At 69.5% G+C, this 18,216-nt stretch carries 15 protein-coding genes; 6 read left to right on the forward strand and 9 right to left on the reverse strand.

What is annotated here, in order from left to right; genetic code table 11:
- Positions 1-52 precede the first annotated feature (52 nt).
- The 5 genes from ilvD to JC881_RS04405 all read right to left on the reverse strand — a co-directional run bounded on the left by ilvD (position 53) and on the right by JC881_RS04405 (position 6,014).
- Positions 53-1,753 (reverse strand): dihydroxy-acid dehydratase, encoded by a 1,701-nt coding sequence (gene ilvD, locus JC881_RS04385; RefSeq protein WP_198784437.1) that lies wholly within the window; start codon positions 1,751-1,753, stop codon positions 53-55.
- Complete coding sequence (locus JC881_RS04390; protein ID WP_198784438.1) at positions 1,750-2,211, reverse strand: aconitase X swivel domain-containing protein; 462 nt, start codon at positions 2,209-2,211, stop codon at positions 1,750-1,752. Before JC881_RS04390 ends, ilvD begins: the two co-directional genes overlap by 4 nt.
- A 61-nt stretch (positions 2,212-2,272) precedes the next feature.
- The gene (locus JC881_RS04395) at positions 2,273-3,568 is read right to left on the reverse strand and encodes an aconitase X (RefSeq protein WP_198784439.1); all 1,296 of its coding nucleotides are present in this window, start codon (positions 3,566-3,568) and stop codon (positions 2,273-2,275) included.
- 53 nt (positions 3,569-3,621) lie between these two features.
- Positions 3,622-4,464: an IclR family transcriptional regulator gene (locus tag JC881_RS04400; protein ID WP_198784440.1), complete on the reverse strand. Its 843-nt coding sequence runs from the start codon at positions 4,462-4,464 to the stop codon at positions 3,622-3,624.
- Between the two features lie 89 nt (positions 4,465-4,553).
- Positions 4,554-6,014 carry an FAD-dependent oxidoreductase gene (locus tag JC881_RS04405; RefSeq protein WP_198784441.1) on the reverse strand — a complete coding sequence of 487 codons (1,461 nt, stop codon included), beginning with the start codon at positions 6,012-6,014 and terminating at the stop codon, positions 4,554-4,556.
- Positions 6,015-6,179: 165 nt separating this feature from the next.
- On the opposite strand from JC881_RS04405, the gene JC881_RS04410 reads away from it, so the two are divergent.
- Together JC881_RS04410 and JC881_RS04415 are read left to right on the forward strand one after the other, a co-directional pair.
- Entirely contained in the window at positions 6,180-7,175 is a 996-nt protein-coding gene (locus JC881_RS04410) for a Bug family tripartite tricarboxylate transporter substrate binding protein (RefSeq protein WP_198784442.1), read from the forward strand.
- The gene (locus JC881_RS04415) at positions 7,172-8,197 is read left to right on the forward strand and encodes a Bug family tripartite tricarboxylate transporter substrate binding protein (protein ID WP_198784443.1); all 1,026 of its coding nucleotides are present in this window, start codon (positions 7,172-7,174) and stop codon (positions 8,195-8,197) included. Before JC881_RS04410 ends, JC881_RS04415 begins: the two co-directional genes overlap by 4 nt.
- Before the next feature lie 31 nt (positions 8,198-8,228).
- Here JC881_RS04415 and JC881_RS04420 read toward each other — a convergent pair whose 3' ends face one another.
- Positions 8,229-9,110, reverse strand: coding sequence for an alpha/beta fold hydrolase (locus JC881_RS04420; protein WP_198784444.1), 882 nt, complete (start codon positions 9,108-9,110; stop codon positions 8,229-8,231).
- Between the two features lie 164 nt (positions 9,111-9,274).
- Here JC881_RS04420 and JC881_RS04425 point away from each other — a divergent pair, with 164 nt between their 5' ends.
- Positions 9,275-11,419: a prolyl oligopeptidase family serine peptidase gene (locus tag JC881_RS04425; protein WP_198784445.1), complete on the forward strand. Its 2,145-nt coding sequence runs from the start codon at positions 9,275-9,277 to the stop codon at positions 11,417-11,419.
- A 39-nt stretch (positions 11,420-11,458) separates the two neighbouring features.
- Here JC881_RS04425 and JC881_RS04430 read toward each other — a convergent pair whose 3' ends face one another.
- Positions 11,459-12,022 (reverse strand): cytochrome b, encoded by a 564-nt coding sequence (locus JC881_RS04430; RefSeq protein ID WP_198784446.1) that lies wholly within the window; start codon positions 12,020-12,022, stop codon positions 11,459-11,461.
- Between the two features lie 161 nt (positions 12,023-12,183).
- Between JC881_RS04430 and JC881_RS04435 the strand changes: the two genes are divergently transcribed.
- Positions 12,184-13,650, forward strand: a complete 1,467-nt coding sequence (locus JC881_RS04435; RefSeq protein WP_198784447.1) for a glycosyltransferase family 2 protein — start codon at positions 12,184-12,186, stop codon at positions 13,648-13,650.
- 46 nt (positions 13,651-13,696) lie between these two features.
- On the opposite strand, the gene JC881_RS04440 is transcribed toward JC881_RS04435, so the two are convergent.
- Positions 13,697-14,521 carry a DODA-type extradiol aromatic ring-opening family dioxygenase gene (locus JC881_RS04440; protein WP_198784448.1) on the reverse strand — a complete coding sequence of 275 codons (825 nt, stop codon included), beginning with the start codon at positions 14,519-14,521 and terminating at the stop codon, positions 13,697-13,699.
- A 99-nt stretch (positions 14,522-14,620) separates the two neighbouring features.
- Here JC881_RS04440 and JC881_RS04445 point away from each other — a divergent pair, with 99 nt between their 5' ends.
- Positions 14,621-15,556, forward strand: coding sequence for a LysR family transcriptional regulator (locus JC881_RS04445; protein WP_198784449.1), 936 nt, complete (start codon positions 14,621-14,623; stop codon positions 15,554-15,556).
- A 72-nt stretch (positions 15,557-15,628) separates the two neighbouring features.
- Positions 15,629-17,485, forward strand: coding sequence for an ABC transporter ATP-binding protein (locus tag JC881_RS04450; RefSeq protein WP_198784450.1), 1,857 nt, complete (start codon positions 15,629-15,631; stop codon positions 17,483-17,485).
- Here JC881_RS04450 and JC881_RS04455 read toward each other — a convergent pair.
- Entirely contained in the window at positions 17,482-18,174 is a 693-nt protein-coding gene (locus JC881_RS04455; RefSeq protein ID WP_198784451.1) for a GNAT family N-acetyltransferase, read from the reverse strand. The genes JC881_RS04450 and JC881_RS04455 overlap by 4 nt on opposite strands.
- Positions 18,175-18,216 lie beyond the last annotated feature (42 nt).

The raw sequence follows: 18,216 nt of genomic DNA on the forward strand, positions 1-18,216 counted from the left end.
CGGGTGCGCACGGGGGCGCGCGCCGGTTGGCGAAGCCGGGGGTGAAAAAGGTCTAGCTGGCGGGCTGCGGGCGCTCGGTGCGCACCAGCACGGCGCCCTTGGACAGCGGGCTCACGTTGCGCCGGTACTGCTGCAGCCAGCCGGTGTCGAAGGCCGGCGGCGGCGCCTGCCAGTCGGCGCGGCGGGCGGCAAGCGCTTCATCGGTCAATGCGATGTCCAGGCGCCGTGCGTCGAGGTCGATGGTGATCACATCGCCGTCGCGCACGAGGCCGAGCGGCCCGCCGAGCGCGGCCTCGGGCGACACCTCCGCCACCACGAGCCCCTTGCACACGAGGCCCGAGAGATGCCCGTCGGTCAGCAACGCGACCTGGTCGCCCAGCCCCGCGCCATCGACCGCGAACACCACGCGCGATGCACCGCCGCCCATGGCCGGGCCGCCGCACGCGCCGGCGCCGCGCATCACGACCACCTGCCCGGGCACGATCTCGTTGTTCTTGATCGCGGCGATGGCGGCGTCCGAGGTCCAGAAGCACACGGCCGGTCCGGTGAATCGCCGCACCTTGCGCTCGGCGATGCCGGTCTTGATGAGGCCCGACTCGGGCGCGAGGTTGCCGCGCAAGAGCACGATGGCCGGCAGCGGCGCGACCGGGCGGTCGATGGGGCGGATCACCTCGGCGTCCATCACTTCGGCGTCGCGCAGGTTGTAGTCGACGGTGCCGCCGGTCACGGTGAGCGCGCCTGTGTCGAGCAGCGGCGCGAGCTGCTTCATCAGCGCGCGGCAACCGCCCGCCGCCTCGAAGGCCTCGATCGAATGCTCGCCGATGGGCCGCACGCCGGCCAGCACCGGTGTCGTCGGCCCGAGGCTTTCGAAGAGGCCGTACACGTCGACGCCGCACTCGCCTTCGGTCGATATCGCCTGCAGGTGCTTGGCCGTGTTGAGCGAGCCGCCCACCGACAGCACCGCGCGCACCGCGTTGGCGAAGGCGCCGGGCGAGAGGATGTCGCGCGGCTTCAGGTCGTCCAGCACCATCTGCACGATGCGCGTGCCTGCGGCGCGCACGTCGGCCATCATCTTCGGGCTCAGCGCGGCCACCGGCGCGCTGCCGGGCAAGGCCATGCCGAGCGCCTCGCAGACGATGTGCATCGAGTTCGCCGTGCCCAGGCCCGAGCACACGCCCGGCCCGCGGATCGCCTCGCGGCTCATGCCCACGAGTTCTTCGATGGGCAGGTTGCCGGTGACCGCGTGCATCGCGCCGATGAACACCTCCTCGATGTCCATGTGCTTGCCGCGGTACTCGCCGCTCGGCTGGTAGCCGCAGGGCACGAGCAGCGTAGGAATGTTGAGCCGGGCCGCCGCCATGAGCTGCCCCGGCACGGTCTTGTCGCACGAGGTGAGGCAGACCATGCCGTCGAGTTGCGCGCCTTCGACGGCCACTTCGATGTCGTTGGTCACGAGGTCGCGCGCGCCGAGCATGTAGGCGCCGCGCGCGCCCGCGCCGGTGATGAAGTCGCTGGGCGCCGCGGTGCGGATCTCGAACGGCACGCCGCCCGCCGCGCGGATCGCGGTCTTGATCTCCGCCGCCACCTTGTCCAGGTGGCTGAAGCATGCGGCCAGCTCCGAGGAGCTGTTGACGATGGCGATCTTGGGCTTCTCGCAATCTTCTTCGGGAATGCCGAGCGCGCGCCAGTGCGCATTGCGCACCGACCACAGATAAGAGCCGCGCGGGAAGTTGCTGCGCAGGGGGCGATTCATGAGCGGTCTCCGGTTCTGTTGTTCTTCTTGGTGATCTCGATCACGCCGCGGTCGGCGTCCACGCGCACCCAGTCGCCGGTCTCGATGCAGGCGAGCGGGTCGCGCTCGAAATCGGTCATCGAGGGCGCGTGCGTCACCACGGCGCCCAGCGCCATCTTGGTCGTCATCTCGTTGAACAGAAACGCGGCGGGCGCCGAGTTCATGAGCCGCGTCATGTGGAACATTGCGGACCAGCCCGACGAGCCCTTGGCGCCCGGAAACACCAGCACCTTGTCCGCGAAGCTCTGGCCGCGCAGCGCGTGGCGCGTCTCGATGACGGTGCCCGTGCGCGGGTCGATGCCGCCCCAGCCCGAGATGCGGTCGCGCGTGACCAGCGCTTCGCCCTCGGCGACGCCGCCCACCACCTTGCGGCCGCGGATGACGATGGTCTTCTCTTCGGTCATGACTGCGTCGCTCATTGGAATACCTCCGTGCTTCGCACTGCGGTGCGAGCTTGCTTGGGGCGGCCCGGCGCGGCGCTCATGCGTAGCCCCCGTTCCAACGGCCGGTGCAGGCCGCATCGATGCATTCGGCCGTGGTGCCGAACCAGGCCTGCACGCCGAGGATGGCGGGCAGGTAGTGCGCCTGCTTGGCAGAATCGAGCGCCACGGTCTTCGTGCCCTTGGGCACGGCGCGGCTCATGGCCGAGCAGCTGTCGGTCATGAGGATGCCGCCGGCGTCCTCGATGATCTTGGTGTAGCCATTGCGATCGGCCAGTGACTTGATGGCGCGCGGTGTGAAGATCCACAGCTCGCAATCGGGGTGCACGCGACGCCCTTCGATGAGCTGCGCGGCCTCCCAGATCTGCTCGATGGTGTAGTGCGGGCAGCCCAGCATCACGTACTGCACTTCCGCATCCTTGCCCGTCACATTGATCTTCTCGTAGGTCGCGCGGCGCTCGGCCTCGCCGTAGCGCAGCACCTCGATGGGCGCTTTGCCGCCGAGCGCCTGTTCCAGCGTCAGCGCCTCGGGCGTGACGCCGGCGATGTGGTACATCTCCACGCCGCCCGAGGACGACGCGGCCGCGCCGAAGTGCTTGAGCCGCGGCAGGTTCGGCACGCGGCCGATGCCGCGCTGGCTGTGCACCACCGGCACGCGTTCCTGCACGTGCTCGCCGATGTAGTAGCCGAGCAGCCCCCAGTCCTGCACCGACTCGACTTCGATGTCGAGCTCGATCACATGCGTGGCACGCCGGTTCTCGTCCAGGTGATAGCCCCAGTACGGAATGCGGCCGGTGAGCATCGCCGCGCCCGTGCTCTCGCGGCCTTCGGTGTTGGTGCGCGCGCCCAGCACCGAATTGCAATACACCACCGCCGACGATTCCATCCACGCGCAGTGTTCGCCGCGCGTGGGGATATTGCCCACCTGGTAGGGCGTGCAGGTGTTCATGATCTGCGCGCCGAGGCCAGCCGCATGGCGCTCGCTGCGGTTGTAGAACTGCACGATCTCCTCGCTCACGCCCATGCGCTCGGGCTGGCCCGGGTCGAAGCCCAGCTGCAGGTGGCTGGTGAAGACCTTGAACTTGGGGATCTCGACCGTCTCCTGGCTGTCGAGGCTGAATTCGGAGAACACCGCGTCCATGCCGCCGCCCTTGGCGAGCGCGAAGTCGCGCTGGAAGGGCGTGGTCGAGGTGATGGTGGCGCAGACGTTGCGCGTCTCGACCAGTCGCTCGGCGCCCAGGGCTTCGCCGTAGCGCATCAGGAGGTCCATCGCCTTCTGCACGGCCGGTCCGTCGCGGCCGTCGTACATGGCTTTTTCTTCATCGCTCAGGTGCATGACCTGTGTCTCCGTTCTTCTGTCGTCGTGGGGAAAGGTCCCCGGCCGGGCGGCTAGCCCGGCGAGGGTGATGGCACGTGCCCGCCGATGTCGCGCGCGATCGTGAGCGCGATGTCGTGCAGGTGCGGTGCGAGTTCGTTGCGCAATCTGTCTTCGGTGAACACGAAGGCGGCACCGCCGCCGTTCAGCGCCATCACCTCGCCGTCGGGGCCGATGAGCGGCACCGACACCGAGTTGATCTCGCGGTGGAATTCGCCGAGCGAGAGGCAGTAGCCCAGGCGCCTGGCCTCGCCGATGGCGCGCGTCATGGGCACCGCGATGCCGTCCCATTCGGGGCCGCGCAGGAGGCGCATCGAATCGACCAGCTGGTTGCGCTGCGCATCGGGCAGTGCCGAGAGGTAGGCACGGCCGAGCGCCGAATTCGGCAGCGGTGCGCGCGAACCCACATCGAGCCGCGCCGAGAGCATCGACGAGCGCGGCCGGCAGGCTTCGATCAGCACCATCTCCATGCCGTCGCGCACCGCGAGGTAGACGGAGGCGCCCACCTCCTCGGCCATCGCCTGCATGCTGGGCCGCGCGGCGGCGCGCACATCGAGGCTGCCGAGGAACACGCGCGAGAGCGACACCACGCCCGGCCCGAGCATGAAGCGGTCGGGCGCCTGCGCGGGCTTGAGCATGCCCAGCGAGAGCAGCGTCGCGACCAGCCGGTTGACCGTGGGGCGCGGAATGCCGGTGATGCGCGCCACGTCGGCGTGGCCGAGCACCGGGCGCTCTTCGCTGAAGCAGCGCAGCACCGAAATACCGCGCTCCAGCGCGCTCACGGTGTCGGAACGTTCGCCGCGCGAATCGGAGGCGTCGGCCGCGGAAAGAGAGCTGTCGTTTTTGTCGTTGGACATGAAGGGACCCTTTGAACGCTTTGCAAGACTCTGCAATGTAGAGGCTCGCGAAACGAGATCGGCCGGGTTCATGGCGAAGAGAAGTGAGTTCAGACGCTGGCTTCGGCCGCGACGGATGCCGCGCCCTGCCCAACTCCGCCTTCGCCGCCGGTCCGCAGGTACACGCCCTGCGCCAGCAATTCGGACTGCAGCGCGCCGGTGTCCACGAAGCGCGGCGCGATGCCGCCGCGCGAGGCCAGCGCCGCCGCCACGCCCGCGGCCTGGCCGGTGATCCAGCACTGCGGAATCTCGCGCATGAAGCCGTGCGAATTGCGGTCGCACGAGATGTGGCGGCCGCAGGCCACGAGGCCGTCAAGCTGCTGCGGCACCAGCGCGCCGTAGGGAATGGAGATGTTCGGGAATTTCGGCGACACCGCAGGCGACACGCCGATCTCGTCCGCGAGCGGCACGCCGTCGGGCCACTGGCTGCGCAGCACCGCGCCCACGCCCGAGAGGCGCCGCGCATGGCGCACGCCGATCTGCGGCGCGCTCAGCATGAGGTATGCATCCTCGAAGCCCGGCGCATGCGCCTTGAAGTAGTCCAGGTGCGCGGCCATGGCGCGGTGCGATCGCACTTCCACCGCCGTGAGATCGTCCACGTCGAGCGCCGAGTAGCCCGACTGGCGCGGCCCCATGAAGAGCGCCACGTCGTTGCGCCACGAGACGAACGGCCGCTCGAAGAGGCCCAGCTGCTCCCGCCCGCGCGCCATGAAGCCGGCGAAGGCTTCGGGCTGGCCGGCCTTGAATTCGATCCAGCGGTTCATGTCCACGCCGCCGAAGAGCCACGAGGTGTTCATGCAGTGGTGCACGTCGGCCTCTTCGATGTCGTTCACGTAGGTGGCACCGGCGCGGGCGAACAGGTCGCCGTCGCCGGTGGCGTCCACCACCACGTCGGCCATGATGGCCATGCGGCCTTCCTTGCTCTCGAAGACCACGCCCTTCACGGCGCCGTCCTGCACGATCGGGATCGCGGCCCACGAGTGGTAGATGAGCTTGACCTTGCGCTCCAGCACGATCTCCTGCGAGAGCAGCTTCAAGCGCTCGGGGTCGATGGTGGGCGACCAGGTGACCACGCCGTGGTAGGCGGCGGTGCGCTGCGACCAGTGCGCGGCCTTGGCCGTGTCCTGCGAGCCCCAGTCCTCGCGCTGCGGGCCGGCGATGGCGTCGGCGGGGAGGCGATCGAACAGCTCTTCGGCGAAGCCGCGGATCACCAGCTTGCCTTCCCAGTCGGTCATGCGGTCGATCCAGATCACGAGGCCGCCGGTCGAGAGGCCGCCCAGGTGGTTGTAGCGCTCGAGCAGCGCCACGTCGGCGCCCGCGCGGGCCGCGGCTGCGGCGGCCGCGGTGCCCGACGGGCCGCCGCCGACCACCAGCACGCCGCAGCGGTGATAGACCGGAATGTTCTTGCCGGGCTCGGCCCAGCTGCCGTGGTCAGGGCGCTTGACGCGGCTGTCGCGGTCGAAGATGTCGGAGGACAGGATGCGCTCGTCGGTGCGGACGACAGTTTTCATGGATGGTTGTCTTGGATGGGCTGTTTCGTCGTATTTTGATTTCAATGTTCATTTTGTCAAACACAAAAGGCCATAAAAGCCATTTCTTCGGGGTATTCCCTAGTTAATATGGATTTTTATGATTTTCTAAATCAATATAAGAAGAACATTCCAACGGAGACATCGATGAAGACACCCAACGGCACCCGCCGTGCATTCGGCGCGGCCCTCGGCGCCGCAGCCTTGCTGGGCCTGGCGCCGCTCGCGTTCGCGCAGGACTTTCCGTCGCGCAGCAAACCGATCCGCATCGTCGTGGGCTTCACCGCCGGCGGCGGCACCGACGCGCAGGCGCGCATCGTGGCGCAGAAGCTCGGCGAGGTGCTGGGCACCAGCGTGATCGTGGACAACCGCCCCGGCGCGAGCACCATGCTCGCGGCCAACGAGGTGTCGCGCGCACTGCCCGACGGCTACACGCTGCTGTACGCGCCCTCCTCCACGATGGCGCAGAACCCGCACACCTTCGCGCAGGTGCCCTACGACCCGTTCAAGGACTTCACCGCCATCTCGATGGGCGGGCGCGGGCCGCTGGTGCTGTCGGTCAGCACCACGGTGCCCGCCAACAACGTGAAGGAACTCGTGGCCTACGTGAAGGCCAACCCCGGAAAGGTGAGCTACGCCTCGTTCGGCGCGGGCACCTCGTCGCACATCTACGGCGAGGCCTTCGTGAAGAAGACCGGCGTCGATGCGGTGCACATCCCCTACAAGGGCGGCTCGGACGCGGCGAAAGACCTGATCGGCGGGCGCGTGCAGTACATGTTCGACTCGGCCTCCTCGGCCGTCATCACCTCGGCCTCGGGCAAGGTGAAGATCCTGGCGATCGCGGCGAACGCGCGCATCCCGGCGCTGCCCGACGTGCCCACCTTCGCCGAGCAGGGCATCGCGGGGCTGGACCTGCCCAGCTGGCTCGGCTTCTACGGGCCGGCGCACATGCCGGCACCGGTGGTCGCCAAGCTCAACGCGGCGCTCACGCAGGTGCTGGCGATGCCGCAGGTGCGCGAGTTCTATCGCACCGGCGGCTACGAAGCGGGCGCGACGACGCCGGAAGAATTCGCCGGCATCACGCGCTCGACCTACGAGCGCTGGGGCGCGATGGTGCAGCAGGTAGGCTTGGCCAAGCAATGAGCGCTTCTTCTTTCTTCATCACCCGACGCAGCGCGGCCGCGTGGCTCGCGGTCGGCACGATCGGCGCGTTCGGCGCGGTCGCCTCGCCGCTGTCTTCGCTCGCAGCCTCGCCCGCGGCCTTTCCCGAAAAGGGCCGCAATATCCGCATCGTGCTCGGCCTGGCGGCGGGCGGCGCCTCCGATTCGCAGGCGCGCTTCGTCGCCAACAAGCTCGGCGAGGTGCTGCAGACGCCGGTCATCGTGGAGAACCGGCCAGGCGCGAGCTTCATTCTCGCGACCGAAGAGGTGATCCGCGCGGCGCCCGACGGCTACACCTTCATGTACGCGCCCTCCTCTGTCGTCGCGCAGAACCCGCAGACGTTGGCGCAGGTGCGCTACGACCCGTTCAAGGACCTGACGCCCATCTCGCTCGGCGCGCGCGGGCCGCTGGTGCTCACGGTGCACGCGAGCGTGCCGGCGCGCAACGTGCAGGAATTGATCGCCTACATCAAGGCCAACCCCGGAAAGATGAGCTACGCCTCGTTCGGCACCGGCACCTCGTCGCACATCTACGGCGAGGCCTTCGCGCGGCAGGCGGGCCTGGACGTGGTGCACGTGCCCTACAAGGGCGGCGCCGATGCGGCGAAGGACTTTCTCGCGGGCCGCGTGCAGTACTACTTCGACGCGGCGCCCAACGCCATCCAGAACACGGCCACCGGCAAGGTGCGCATGCTGGCGGTGGCGGCGCCCAAGCGCAGCCCGATGCTGCCCGACGTGCCCACGATGACCGAGCAAGGCGTGAGCGGCGTCGACATGGCCAGCTGGCTCGGCTTCTACGGCCCGGCGCGCATGCCGGCGCCGGTGGTCGCCAAGCTCAATGCGGCGCTCGCGCAGGTGCTGGCGATGCCGGCCACGCGAGACTTCTTCCGCCAGGGCGCTTACGAAGCCGAATCGTCGACCCCGCAGCAGCTGGCCGACCTGACGCGCACGACCTACGACCAGTGGGCCGAGACCATCCGCAAGCTCGGCCTCACGAAGCAGTAAATGCAGTAACCGCCGCAACCCGCGGCGAAGTTCAGCCGAAGAACTTCACGAGCCGCGCGTTGGTCTCGGCGGCGCGCTCGTACTGCACCCAGTGCCCCGCGCCGTCGATCACCACGCCTTCGCGGTCCGGCCCCTCGCTCGCGAGCAGCGCCACCAGCGGGCGCGGATCGGCCGTGACGTCGTATTCGCCCCAGAGCAGCAGCGTCGGCACGCCCAGCGTGTCGATCGCCTTGCGCAAACCGCCGGCCTGCGACACCTCCTTGCTGCGAAAGCGTGTGCCGTGGCAGGAGATGTCGTGGATCTCGAAGGCCAGCGGGTCGACGGTCGCGGTGTCGTGCAGCATCAGCGCGCCCAGGTTGTGCAGGAGCGCGGCGCGCTCGGCCTCGCGGTCGGGGGCGGTGCGCCAGTTGATCATCTGCGCGGTCATGCGGCGCAGCGTGCCGTGGCCGCCGCTGCCCAAGAGCGCGAGCTTGCGCACCGCGCCGCGCTGCACCGCGAAGCGCGCGGCGGTGAGGCCGCCGAACGAGAAGCCACCCAGGTCGATGGGCGTGCCCGCGCCGACGAGCGCATCGAGCGTGCCGCCGAGGGCGTTCAGCAACGGCAGCAGCGAGTCTTCGCCGGGTGCCACGCGCGGCGGCGCATCGGAATCATGGAAACCCGGCATGTCGGGCAGGAGCAGCGTGCGCCCGGCCGACAAGGCATCGGCGTTGCGCAGCCAGTGCATCCAGCTGCCGTGGCCGCCGTGCAGCAGCACGATGGGCGGCTTGGTCGTGTCGGTGCCGAAGCGGCGCCAGCGCACGCGCACGCCGTCGTGCACGGGGTCGTGGTGGGTGGAGAGCGCGTCGATGCGCGCGATGTCGTTGCGCGCCGCGGACGCTTCAGGGGTGTCAGGGCTGTCGGGGGTCAGAGGCATCCCCCGATTTTGCCGCGCGGCCTTCCGCGCCGCAGCGGGCCGCCAGGATGCCCTGCATAGAATCCGCCGCAGCGCCCGCCGAACAGGTCGCCCGCCCTTCAACGAATAAAAAAGCAGAGAGGCCAACGGCCTGCCCCCGATGCGTGGCGCAGGCCGCCCCATCCATGACCCTGTTGAATCGCCGCCAGCTCGCGCTGCTCGCCCTGTCGCAGCCCCTCGTCCAACCGCTCGCCGCCTGGTCGCAGGACACCACCGATCTTTCCACCGCACTCGAACAACCCGACGGCGCCGAGGCGCTGGCCTGGGTGCAGGCGCGCACGGCCGAGGCCCGGCAGCTGATCACCGGCCTGCCCGACTACGCGCGCCGCTACGAGGACACGCTGTCCGCCGTGTCCGCGCGCGACAGCAATATCCAGTTCGTGCGCCCGCACCGCGGCCACCTCTACAACTTCTACAGCACCGCCAGCCAGCCGAGCGGCGTGTGGCGCCGCACCACGCTGGAGGAGTACCGCAAGGAGCGGCCCTACTGGCAGGTGCTGATCGACCTGGACAAGCTCGGCCAGCAGGAAGGCCGCGCCTGGACCTTCTCCTCCTACGTGCTGAGCCCCAACGGCGAGCGCGCGCTGGTCTACCTCTCGCCCGGCGGCGCGGACCGCACCGAGGTGCGCGAGTTCGACCTCGCCTCCCGGCAGTTCGTCGCGGCGGGCTTTCGCCTGCCCCTGGCCAAGCAATGGGCCGACTGGTACGGCGACGACGAGGTGCTGGTGGCCACCGAGTCCGCCGGCGGCGCGCTCAGCCGCAGCGGCTACCCGCTGACCATTCGCCGCTGGCGCCGCGGCAGCGCACTGGCCGAAGCGCCCGAGCTGGTGCGCGGCGAGGCGGCCGACATGAGCATGTCGATCGACACCCTCGACCCCAGGGAGGGGCGGCCCGCCGCCGCGCTGGTCGGGCGGCGCCTGAGCTTCTTCCAGAACCGCTACCAGCTCTTGCAGGGCGACACGCTCTCGCCGCTGCTGGACCTCCCGCTCGATGCGACCACCTGGCTGAGCGAAGGCTGGCTGGTGCTCTGGCTGCGCAGCGACTTCGACGACGGCACCGCGCGCCACCCCGCGGGCAGCGTGCTCGCCACGCCCATCGCCACCGCGACGCAGCCGCAGCGGCGCTTTCACGTGCTGCTGTCCACGGCACCGCGCCAGCGGCTGATCCGCTGGGAGCGCGTGCGCGACGGTTTCGCCATTGCATGGTCCGACAACCTGCAACCGCGCCTCTTGTTCCTGCGCTGGACCGGCGAGACCTTCGAGCCCCGCGAAGTGGCGCTGCCCGACACCGGCGTGGTCGGCATCCGCGCCGACCGCTCCGACCAGAACGACCTGGTGTGGCTCACCACGCAGGCGCCGCTCGTGCCGCAGACCTTCGGGCTGATGGACGTCGCCGAGCCCCAGCCCTGGGCGCCGCTCAAGCGGCAGGCCACCTTCTTCGATGCCGCAGGCCTCCGGGTGCAGCGGCTGGAGGCGCGATCGGCCGATGGAACGCTCATTCCCTACACGGTGATCGCGCCCGCCGCGCTGGCCATGGACGGCCATGCGCCGACGCTGCTGTACGGGTACGGCGGCTTCGGCATCGCGCTCGAGCTGGACTACCAGCGCATGCCCGGCATCAACTGGCTGCGCTACGGCGGCGTCTACGTGCTGGCGCACATCCGCGGCGGCGGCGAGTTCGGCGCCAGCTGGTACGAGGCGGCGAAGGGAGCGCGCCGGCAGGCCGCGTTCGACGACTTCATCGCGGTCGCCGAAGACCTGGTGCGGCGCGGCATCACGCGCCCCCGGCGGCTGGGCATCTACGGTGCGAGCAACGGCGGCGCGCTGGTGTCGGCCGTGCTGGTGCAGCGGCCCGAGCTCTTCGGCGCCGCGGTCGCGCGCGTGCCGCTGACCGACATGCTCGAGTTCACGCGCTTCACCGCGGGGCCGTCGTGGATCGAGGAGTACGGCGACCCGGCGGTGGCGGCGGACCGCGCGGTGCTCGCGCGCTGGTCGCCGCTGCAGAACCTGAAGAACGCGAGCGGGGGCGTCGCCTATCCGCCGACGCTCTTCATCGGCAACCGCAACGACGACCGCGTGCACCCGTCGCACGCGCGCAAGATGGTGGCGCGCATGCGGGCGCTGGGCCATGCACAGGCGTGGCTGTACGAGGAGACCAGCGGCGGGCACCTGGGCCGTGCGACGCCGCAACTGCTCGCCACGCGCGAGGCGCTGCTGCACACCTTCCTCATGGGCATGCTGCAGCGCAGCCCGGCCGAGCCGGCCGCGTAGTCCGGTGTAGTCCGGCGTGTTCCGACCTTCGCGAGGCGGTCAGGGAAGCATCCGCTGGAGCTCGGCTTCGCCGTCGAAGAACTGGTGCTTCAGCGCGCCCAGCACGTGCAGGCCGAAGAGCACATACAGCACATAGCCGGCCCAGGTGTGCACGCCACCCAGCACCGTGTGCCAGCTTTCCTTCAAGGTCGGCTCGATGGCCGAGATCCAGCCGATACGCGGCCACTCGAACAGCCCGAAGAGCTGCATCGGGTGTGTGGCCGCATCCTTCCAGGCCGAATCGTGCATCCAGCCCGACAGCGGCAGCAGGATCATCAGCAGGTAGAGGGCACCGTGCGCCGCATGCGCGGCCGCGCGTTCGAGCCGCCCGTAGGAGCCGGGCATGGCCGGCGGCCGGTGCGTGGCGCGCCAGAGGATGCGAAGAATCACCAGCCCCAGCACCGTGATGCCGATGGACTTGTGGGTGTCGACGGCGGGCCGCACCCACTCGTCGGGATAGTGGTCCACCAGCAGGATCAGCGCGATGTTGAGCGCCATGAGCACGGCCACCAGCCAGTGCAGTGCGATCGCGGTTCGGGTGTAGCGGTTTTCTTGTTGGGGCATGCGGGGAATTTTCAGGGCAGGACGCACTCAGTCTTCGGCACGCCCGATTGTCCCGGCATTGCGCTGGACCTTCCCGCCGCCTTGAAACCGCTGGTCGGGTTCTTGCGTACTCCGTTCGCCGCCGACCACCCTCGGCCTCGTCATTTTTTTGCGGCTTTGTCTTGAACGATTCACTCCAACGCGCCTTCGAGGCCGCATCGCCGCGGATTTCCCCGCCCGCCACGCCGCTGCGAAGCTGGCTGATCCATGGCGGCGTGCTCGTGCTCTGGGCACTGCTGTTCGCGATGGCGTTTCGCATCGGCAACGTGCGCGCCTGGTCGGTGGGCGTGGCCTATGTGCTTTACGACACCGTGCTGCTGCTGTTCGTGGGGTGGAAGACCTTGCCTATCCTGCGGTCGCTGCGCCCGCCTGCTCCTGCCCCCGGAGGCAGCCCGCGCCGCACCACGCTGGGCGTGATCGTCGCCTCGCACAACGAGGCCGCGGTGCTGCCGGTCACGCTTGCTGCGCTGCTCGGGCAGGACGACCGGCCCGACCGCATCGTGATCGCGGACGACGGCTCCACCGACGCCACAGCAGAACTGCTCGCCGCGCGCTATGGCCTCACGGCGCCCGCGCCCGGCGCGTTGAGCGAGGCGAGCACGCTGCACCCCGGTCTTTACTGGCTGCGCCTGCCCCATGGCGGCAAGGCGGTGGCGCTCAATGCGGCGATGCTGTGCATCGACACCGACACCGTGCTCACCGTGGACGGCGACACGCTGCTGGACAAGGGCGCCATCGGCGCGGTGCGCCGCGCCTTCGCCGCCGAGCCCAACCTGGTGGCCGCCACCGGCGTCATCACCCCCGTGTGCAGCCGCACGCTGGCCGGGCGCTGCCTGCAGTGGTTCCAGACCTACGAATACATCCGCAACTTTCTCTCGCGCTATGCGTGGATGCGCGTCAACGGGCTGCTGCTGATCTCGGGCGCCTTCGCGGGCTTTCGGCTCGAGGCGGTGCGCGCGGTGGGCGGCTTCGACACCGACTGCCTGGTGGAGGACTACGAGCTCATCCACCGGCTGCACCGCCATGCAGAAGCGCATGGCCTCGCGTGGACCGTGCGCGTGCTCGGCGACGCACAGGCCCACACCGATGCGCCCAGCAGCACCGGCGCCTTCCTGCGGCAGCGTCGCCGCTGGTTCGGCGGCTTCCTGCAAACGCAGTACTGGTACCGCGCCATGGTGGGCGACCGGCGCTACGGATGGCTGGGCACGCTGATGCTGCCGGTCAAAGCCATCGACACGCTGCAGCCGCTCTACGGGCTGGCGGCCTTTGGGCTCTTGCTGATGTACCTGGTGCGCGGCGACTTCGGCGTGCTCGCGCCGGTGGCCGGGGTGATCGGCGCGAAGATCGTGCTCGACCTGGCCTTTCACCTGTGGTCGGTGCACCTGTACCGGCGCTGGATCGGCCGCCCCGGCGAAGCCCACATGGCGCACGCCTTGCTGGCCGCGCTGGTGGAGCCCTTCACCTTCCAGATCCTGCGGCACACCGGCGCCGCATGGGGCTGGTGGACCTTCCTGACCGGTCGCGGCACCTGGGGCAAGCAAACCCGCGTCGGGCTGGTCGATGCCGAGGGCGCCGGGCGCCGGCCTTGACCTGCGGCGCGCGCCGAAGCGACCCGGTGCGAGTACCCGCAATGCCTCAGGCCGCGCCGAAGCGGTAGCTCGACACCACCAGCCCGCCCATGAAGGCGTCCTCGTGGTACACGCGCTCGCCGGCATCCGCCTCGGCCGCGCCGACCGCGACCATCAGCGGAATCAGGTGCTCCTCGCGCGGATGCGCCATGCGCGCGGCGGGCGCCGCTTCCCAGTTCTTCAGGTGCGCGGCGCGCTCGGCCGGCGCGCCCTTCACCACCGCGGCGTCGAGCCAGTCGTCGAAGGCCTTCGAGACGCCATGCGCCTGCGGGCCGAAGTTGCGCAGGTTGTGATAGCTCAGGCCACTGCCGACGATCAGCACGTCTTCGTCGCGCAACGGCGCGAGCGCGCGGCCCAGTGCGAGATGCTCGGCCGGATCGAGCCCGCGCCGCAGCGACAGCTGCACCACCGGCACGTCGGCCTTCGGATAGATCGCGGCCATCGGCGAGAACATGCCGTGGTCGTAGCCGCGCTCGGGATCGATCTGCACCGGCAGGCCGGCCGCCGCGATGAGCGACTGCACACGCTGCGCGAGTTCGGGCGAACCGGGCGCGTCGTAGCGCACCTCGTAGGTGTGGGGCGGGAAGCCGCCGTAGTCATAGATCATGGGCGGCTTCGGGTTGCCCTGCACCGTGAAAGCCGGGGCCTCCCAATGCGCCGACACCATGAGGATGGCCTTGGGCGTGCGGCCGATCTGGCGCGGCATGTCGGCGAGCGAGGCGGCCAGTTGGTCGTAGGTGGGGCCCATCTCCTTCTTCATCCAGGGCCAGGGGCCGCCGCCGTGGGAGATGAAGTACGTGGGGAGGCGGGAGGTGCGGTTGTCGTGGGTCAAGTCGATGCTCCTTCAAGCGTTGGATCGACTGTAGACATTTCCTCAAAGGAAATCGACCGGCTACGATGCATCGAATCATTTCTTCCGAGGAAACCATCGATGGACCGCATGACCAGCCTGCGCGTGTTCCGCGAGGTCGTCGAAGCCGGCAGCTTCACGGCCGCGGCCGGGCGCCTCTCGATGTCGCCGCCCATGGCGAGCAAGCATGTGGCGCAGCTGGAGAAGTCGCTCGGCGCGCGCCTCTTGCACCGCTCCAGCCGCCACCTGAGTCTGACCGAAGCCGGAACGGCCTGGTACGAGCAGAGCCGCCGCGCGCTCGACCTGCTCGATGCGGCCGAGGCGGCGATCGGCCAGACCAGCGAGGCGCCGCGCGGCCAGCTCAAGGTGAGCGCGCCGGTGTGGTGTGCCACGCCGCGTTTCGCGCGCGTGCTCGCCGATTACCGCGAGCGCTTTCCCGAAGTGCTGGTCGACATGCACCTGGAGAACCGCAAGGTCGATCTCGCGGCCGATGGCTATGACCTCGCTTTGCGCGCCACGCAGGAGCCCTCGCCCGCGCTGATCGCGCGGCCGCTGTGCCGCGTGCCCTTTCACCTCGCGGGCACGCCCGATTACCTGAAGCGCATGGGCGGCTGCCCCGCGCTGCCCGCCGACCTGGCGCGGCTCGGCGCGATCGTGCCGAGCTACGTGAACCTGGACAACCTCGCGCTCAAGGGACCGGGCGGGCGGATGCTGCCGCTGCGCCTCACGCCGGCGATGCGCTCGGACGACACCACGCTCACGCTGCACGCGGTGCATGCGGGCATGGGCATCGCGTTCATGCCGCTGTGGCTCATCGACGACGACCTCGCCGAGGGCCGCCTCGTGCGGCTGCTGCCGGAGTACGCGGCCGAGCCCGTCACGCTCTTCGCGGTGTACACCAGCCGGCAGTACATGGCGCCCAAGCTGCGTACTTTCATCGACTTCCTGGGCGAGCGGCTCGGCGCGCTGGAACCAAAGGCAACGCCGCCCGCCGTCGCGAAGCCTCGCAAGCGCTAGAACAACGCACCTTTTCAGGGCAAGGACTTGCGGGCGCGGCTACAGTCCAAGGCTCTCTGGGAGACCGTGTCCTTGTTCCGCTTCTTCGAAAAACTCCTCCACCCCTACCCCGCCGCCGAACCGCCCCTGCCGCCGCAAGGCTTCTTCGCCTTCCTGTGGGCCTGCACGCACGGCGTGCGCGGCAAGATCGCCGTCATGGCGGCGCTCACGGCCGTCATGTCGATCTTCGAGGCCGCCCTGTTCGCGATCCTCGGGCGCATCGTCGACTGGCTCGGCGGCCAGGTGCCCGCGCGGCTGTGGGCCGAGCGCGGCGACATGCTGCTGTGGATGGCCGCGGTGCTGGTGGTCAGCATCGGGGTGGTGGCGCTGCAGACCATCGTCAAGCACCAGACGCTGGCGGTGAACCTGCCGATGCGCCTGCGCTGGAACTTCCACCGGCTGATGCTGGGCCAGAGCATGGCCTTCTACTCGGACGAGTTCGCGGGCCGCATCACGGCCAAGGTGATGCAGACCGCGCTCGCGGTGCGCGACACCATCTTCGTGCTGGCCGACGTGCTGGTGGCCATGGGCGTGTATGTCGCGACCATGATCATCCTGGTGGGCCTGCTCGATGCGCAGCTGGTGTGGCCCTTCGTCATCTGGCTGGCGCTCTATATCGGCTCGCTCGTTTACTTCGTGCCGCGCCTGGGCAAGGTCGGCAAGGCGCAGGCTGATGCGCGCGCGCTCATGACCGGCCGCGTGACCGACGCCTACACCAACATCGCGACCGTCAAGCTCTTCTCGCACACGCAGCGCGAGGCGGGTTTCGCGCGCGATGCGATGCGCGAGTTCATGCACACGGGCTACGGCCAGATGCGCCTGGTGAGCGCATTCGAAATCGTCAACCACACGCTGAGCATGGGCCTCACGGCCGGCATGGCGGGCACGGCCCTGTGGCTCTGGTCGCACGGCACGGTGGGCGTGGGCGCGGTGGCCGCGGCCACCGCGATGGCGCTGCGGCTGCAGGGCATGTCGCACTGGATCATGTGGGAGATGACCAGCCTGTTCGAGAACATCGGCACGGTGCAGGACGGCATGAAGACGCTCTCGCGCCCGCGCACCGTGCTCGACGCAACCGACGCCGGCGTGCTCGACGTGCCGCGCGGCGAAGTGCGCTTCGACCACGCGAGCTTCCGCTATGCAGATGCAGGCCGCCGCGTGATCGACGACCTCAACCTCACCGTGAAGCCCGGCGAGAAGATCGGCCTGGTCGGCCGCTCGGGCGCGGGCAAGTCCACGCTGGTGAACCTGCTGCTGCGCTTTCACGACCTGGAGAGCGGCCGCATCCTCATCGACGGGCAGGACATCGCGCATGTCACGCAGGACTCGCTGCGCAGCCACATCGGCATGGTCACGCAGGACACCTCGCTCATGCACCGCTCGGTGGCCGACAACATCGCCTACGGCCGGCCCGATGCGACGCATGCGCAGATCGAGGCCGCGGCCAAACGCGCCGAAGCGCACGACTTCATCCAGACGCTGGGCGATGCGAGCGGCCGGCGCGGCTACGAGGCGCACGTGGGCGAGCGCGGCGTGAAGCTCTCGGGCGGCCAGCGCCAGCGCGTGGCCATTGCGCGCGTGATGCTCAAGGACGCGCCGATCCTCTTGCTCGACGAGGCGACCAGCGCGCTCGACTCCGAAGTGGAAGCCGCGATCCAGCAGAGCCTCTACACGCTGATGGAAGGCAAGACGGTGATCGCGATCGCGCACCGGCTCTCGACCATCGCGGCGATGGACCGGCTGATCGTGCTCGACGAAGGCCGCGTGGTGGAAGAAGGCGACCACCGCACGCTGATGGCGCAGGGCGGCCTCTATGCGCGCCTGTGGGCGCACCAGAGCGGCGGCTTCCTGGGCGATTCGCTCGACGAAGACGAAGCGCTCAGGGCCTAGTCGAAACCCACCCGGTAGAGGTGAAACGTCTGCCGGGTCTGGAACCCCAGGCGTTCGTAGAGCCCGATGGCCGTCGCGTTGTCGTCGCGGACATGCAGGAAAGGTGTTTCGCCGCGCGCGCGTATCTCGCGGCGAAGGATGTTCATGAGGCGGCCCGCGATGCCCTTGCCGCGGTTCGCGTCGGTCACGCAGACCGCGCTGATCTCGGTGTAGCCGTCCAGGCGCATCCGCTCGCCCGCCATCGCAACGAGGCGCCCGCCGTCCCGGATGCCGATGTAGTTGCCCATCTCGTGCGTTCGCGGGCCGAAGGGGCCGGGCTTGGTCTCCAGGGCCAGTGCCAGCATCTCGGGCGCGTCGGCGGCGGCCAGCCGAAGCACGTCGTCTTGCGTCGCGCTCGCAGCCTCGGCGGTGTCCACCATCTGGCACACCGCGAACAGGCGCTCGGCGTGCACCCCTTCCACCGGCGGCAACGGCTCCAGCGCCGTGAGCAGCACGTGCTCGCCCGGCGCGACGAGCAGGCCGAGCTGACGGAAGGCCTCGGGCGTCGTGTTCGCCACGCCGGCGAACGCAGCGACCTCCGGGTGGTAGCGGGCGGCGAGTTCTGCGCACTGCCCCAGATGCGCCTGCTTCGTGGCGAGGGCGAACCATGGCGGGTTGTCGAGCCGGCTTTCATCGTGATGTTTCGTCATGCAGCCAGTTTAGGCAGCGGTCCCGCTCTGGGCTACAGTCGC

The sequence above is a fragment of the Variovorax sp. IB41 genome (assembly GCF_016405905.1).
In the GTDB taxonomy this organism is placed as follows: domain Bacteria; phylum Pseudomonadota; class Gammaproteobacteria; order Burkholderiales; family Burkholderiaceae_C; genus Variovorax.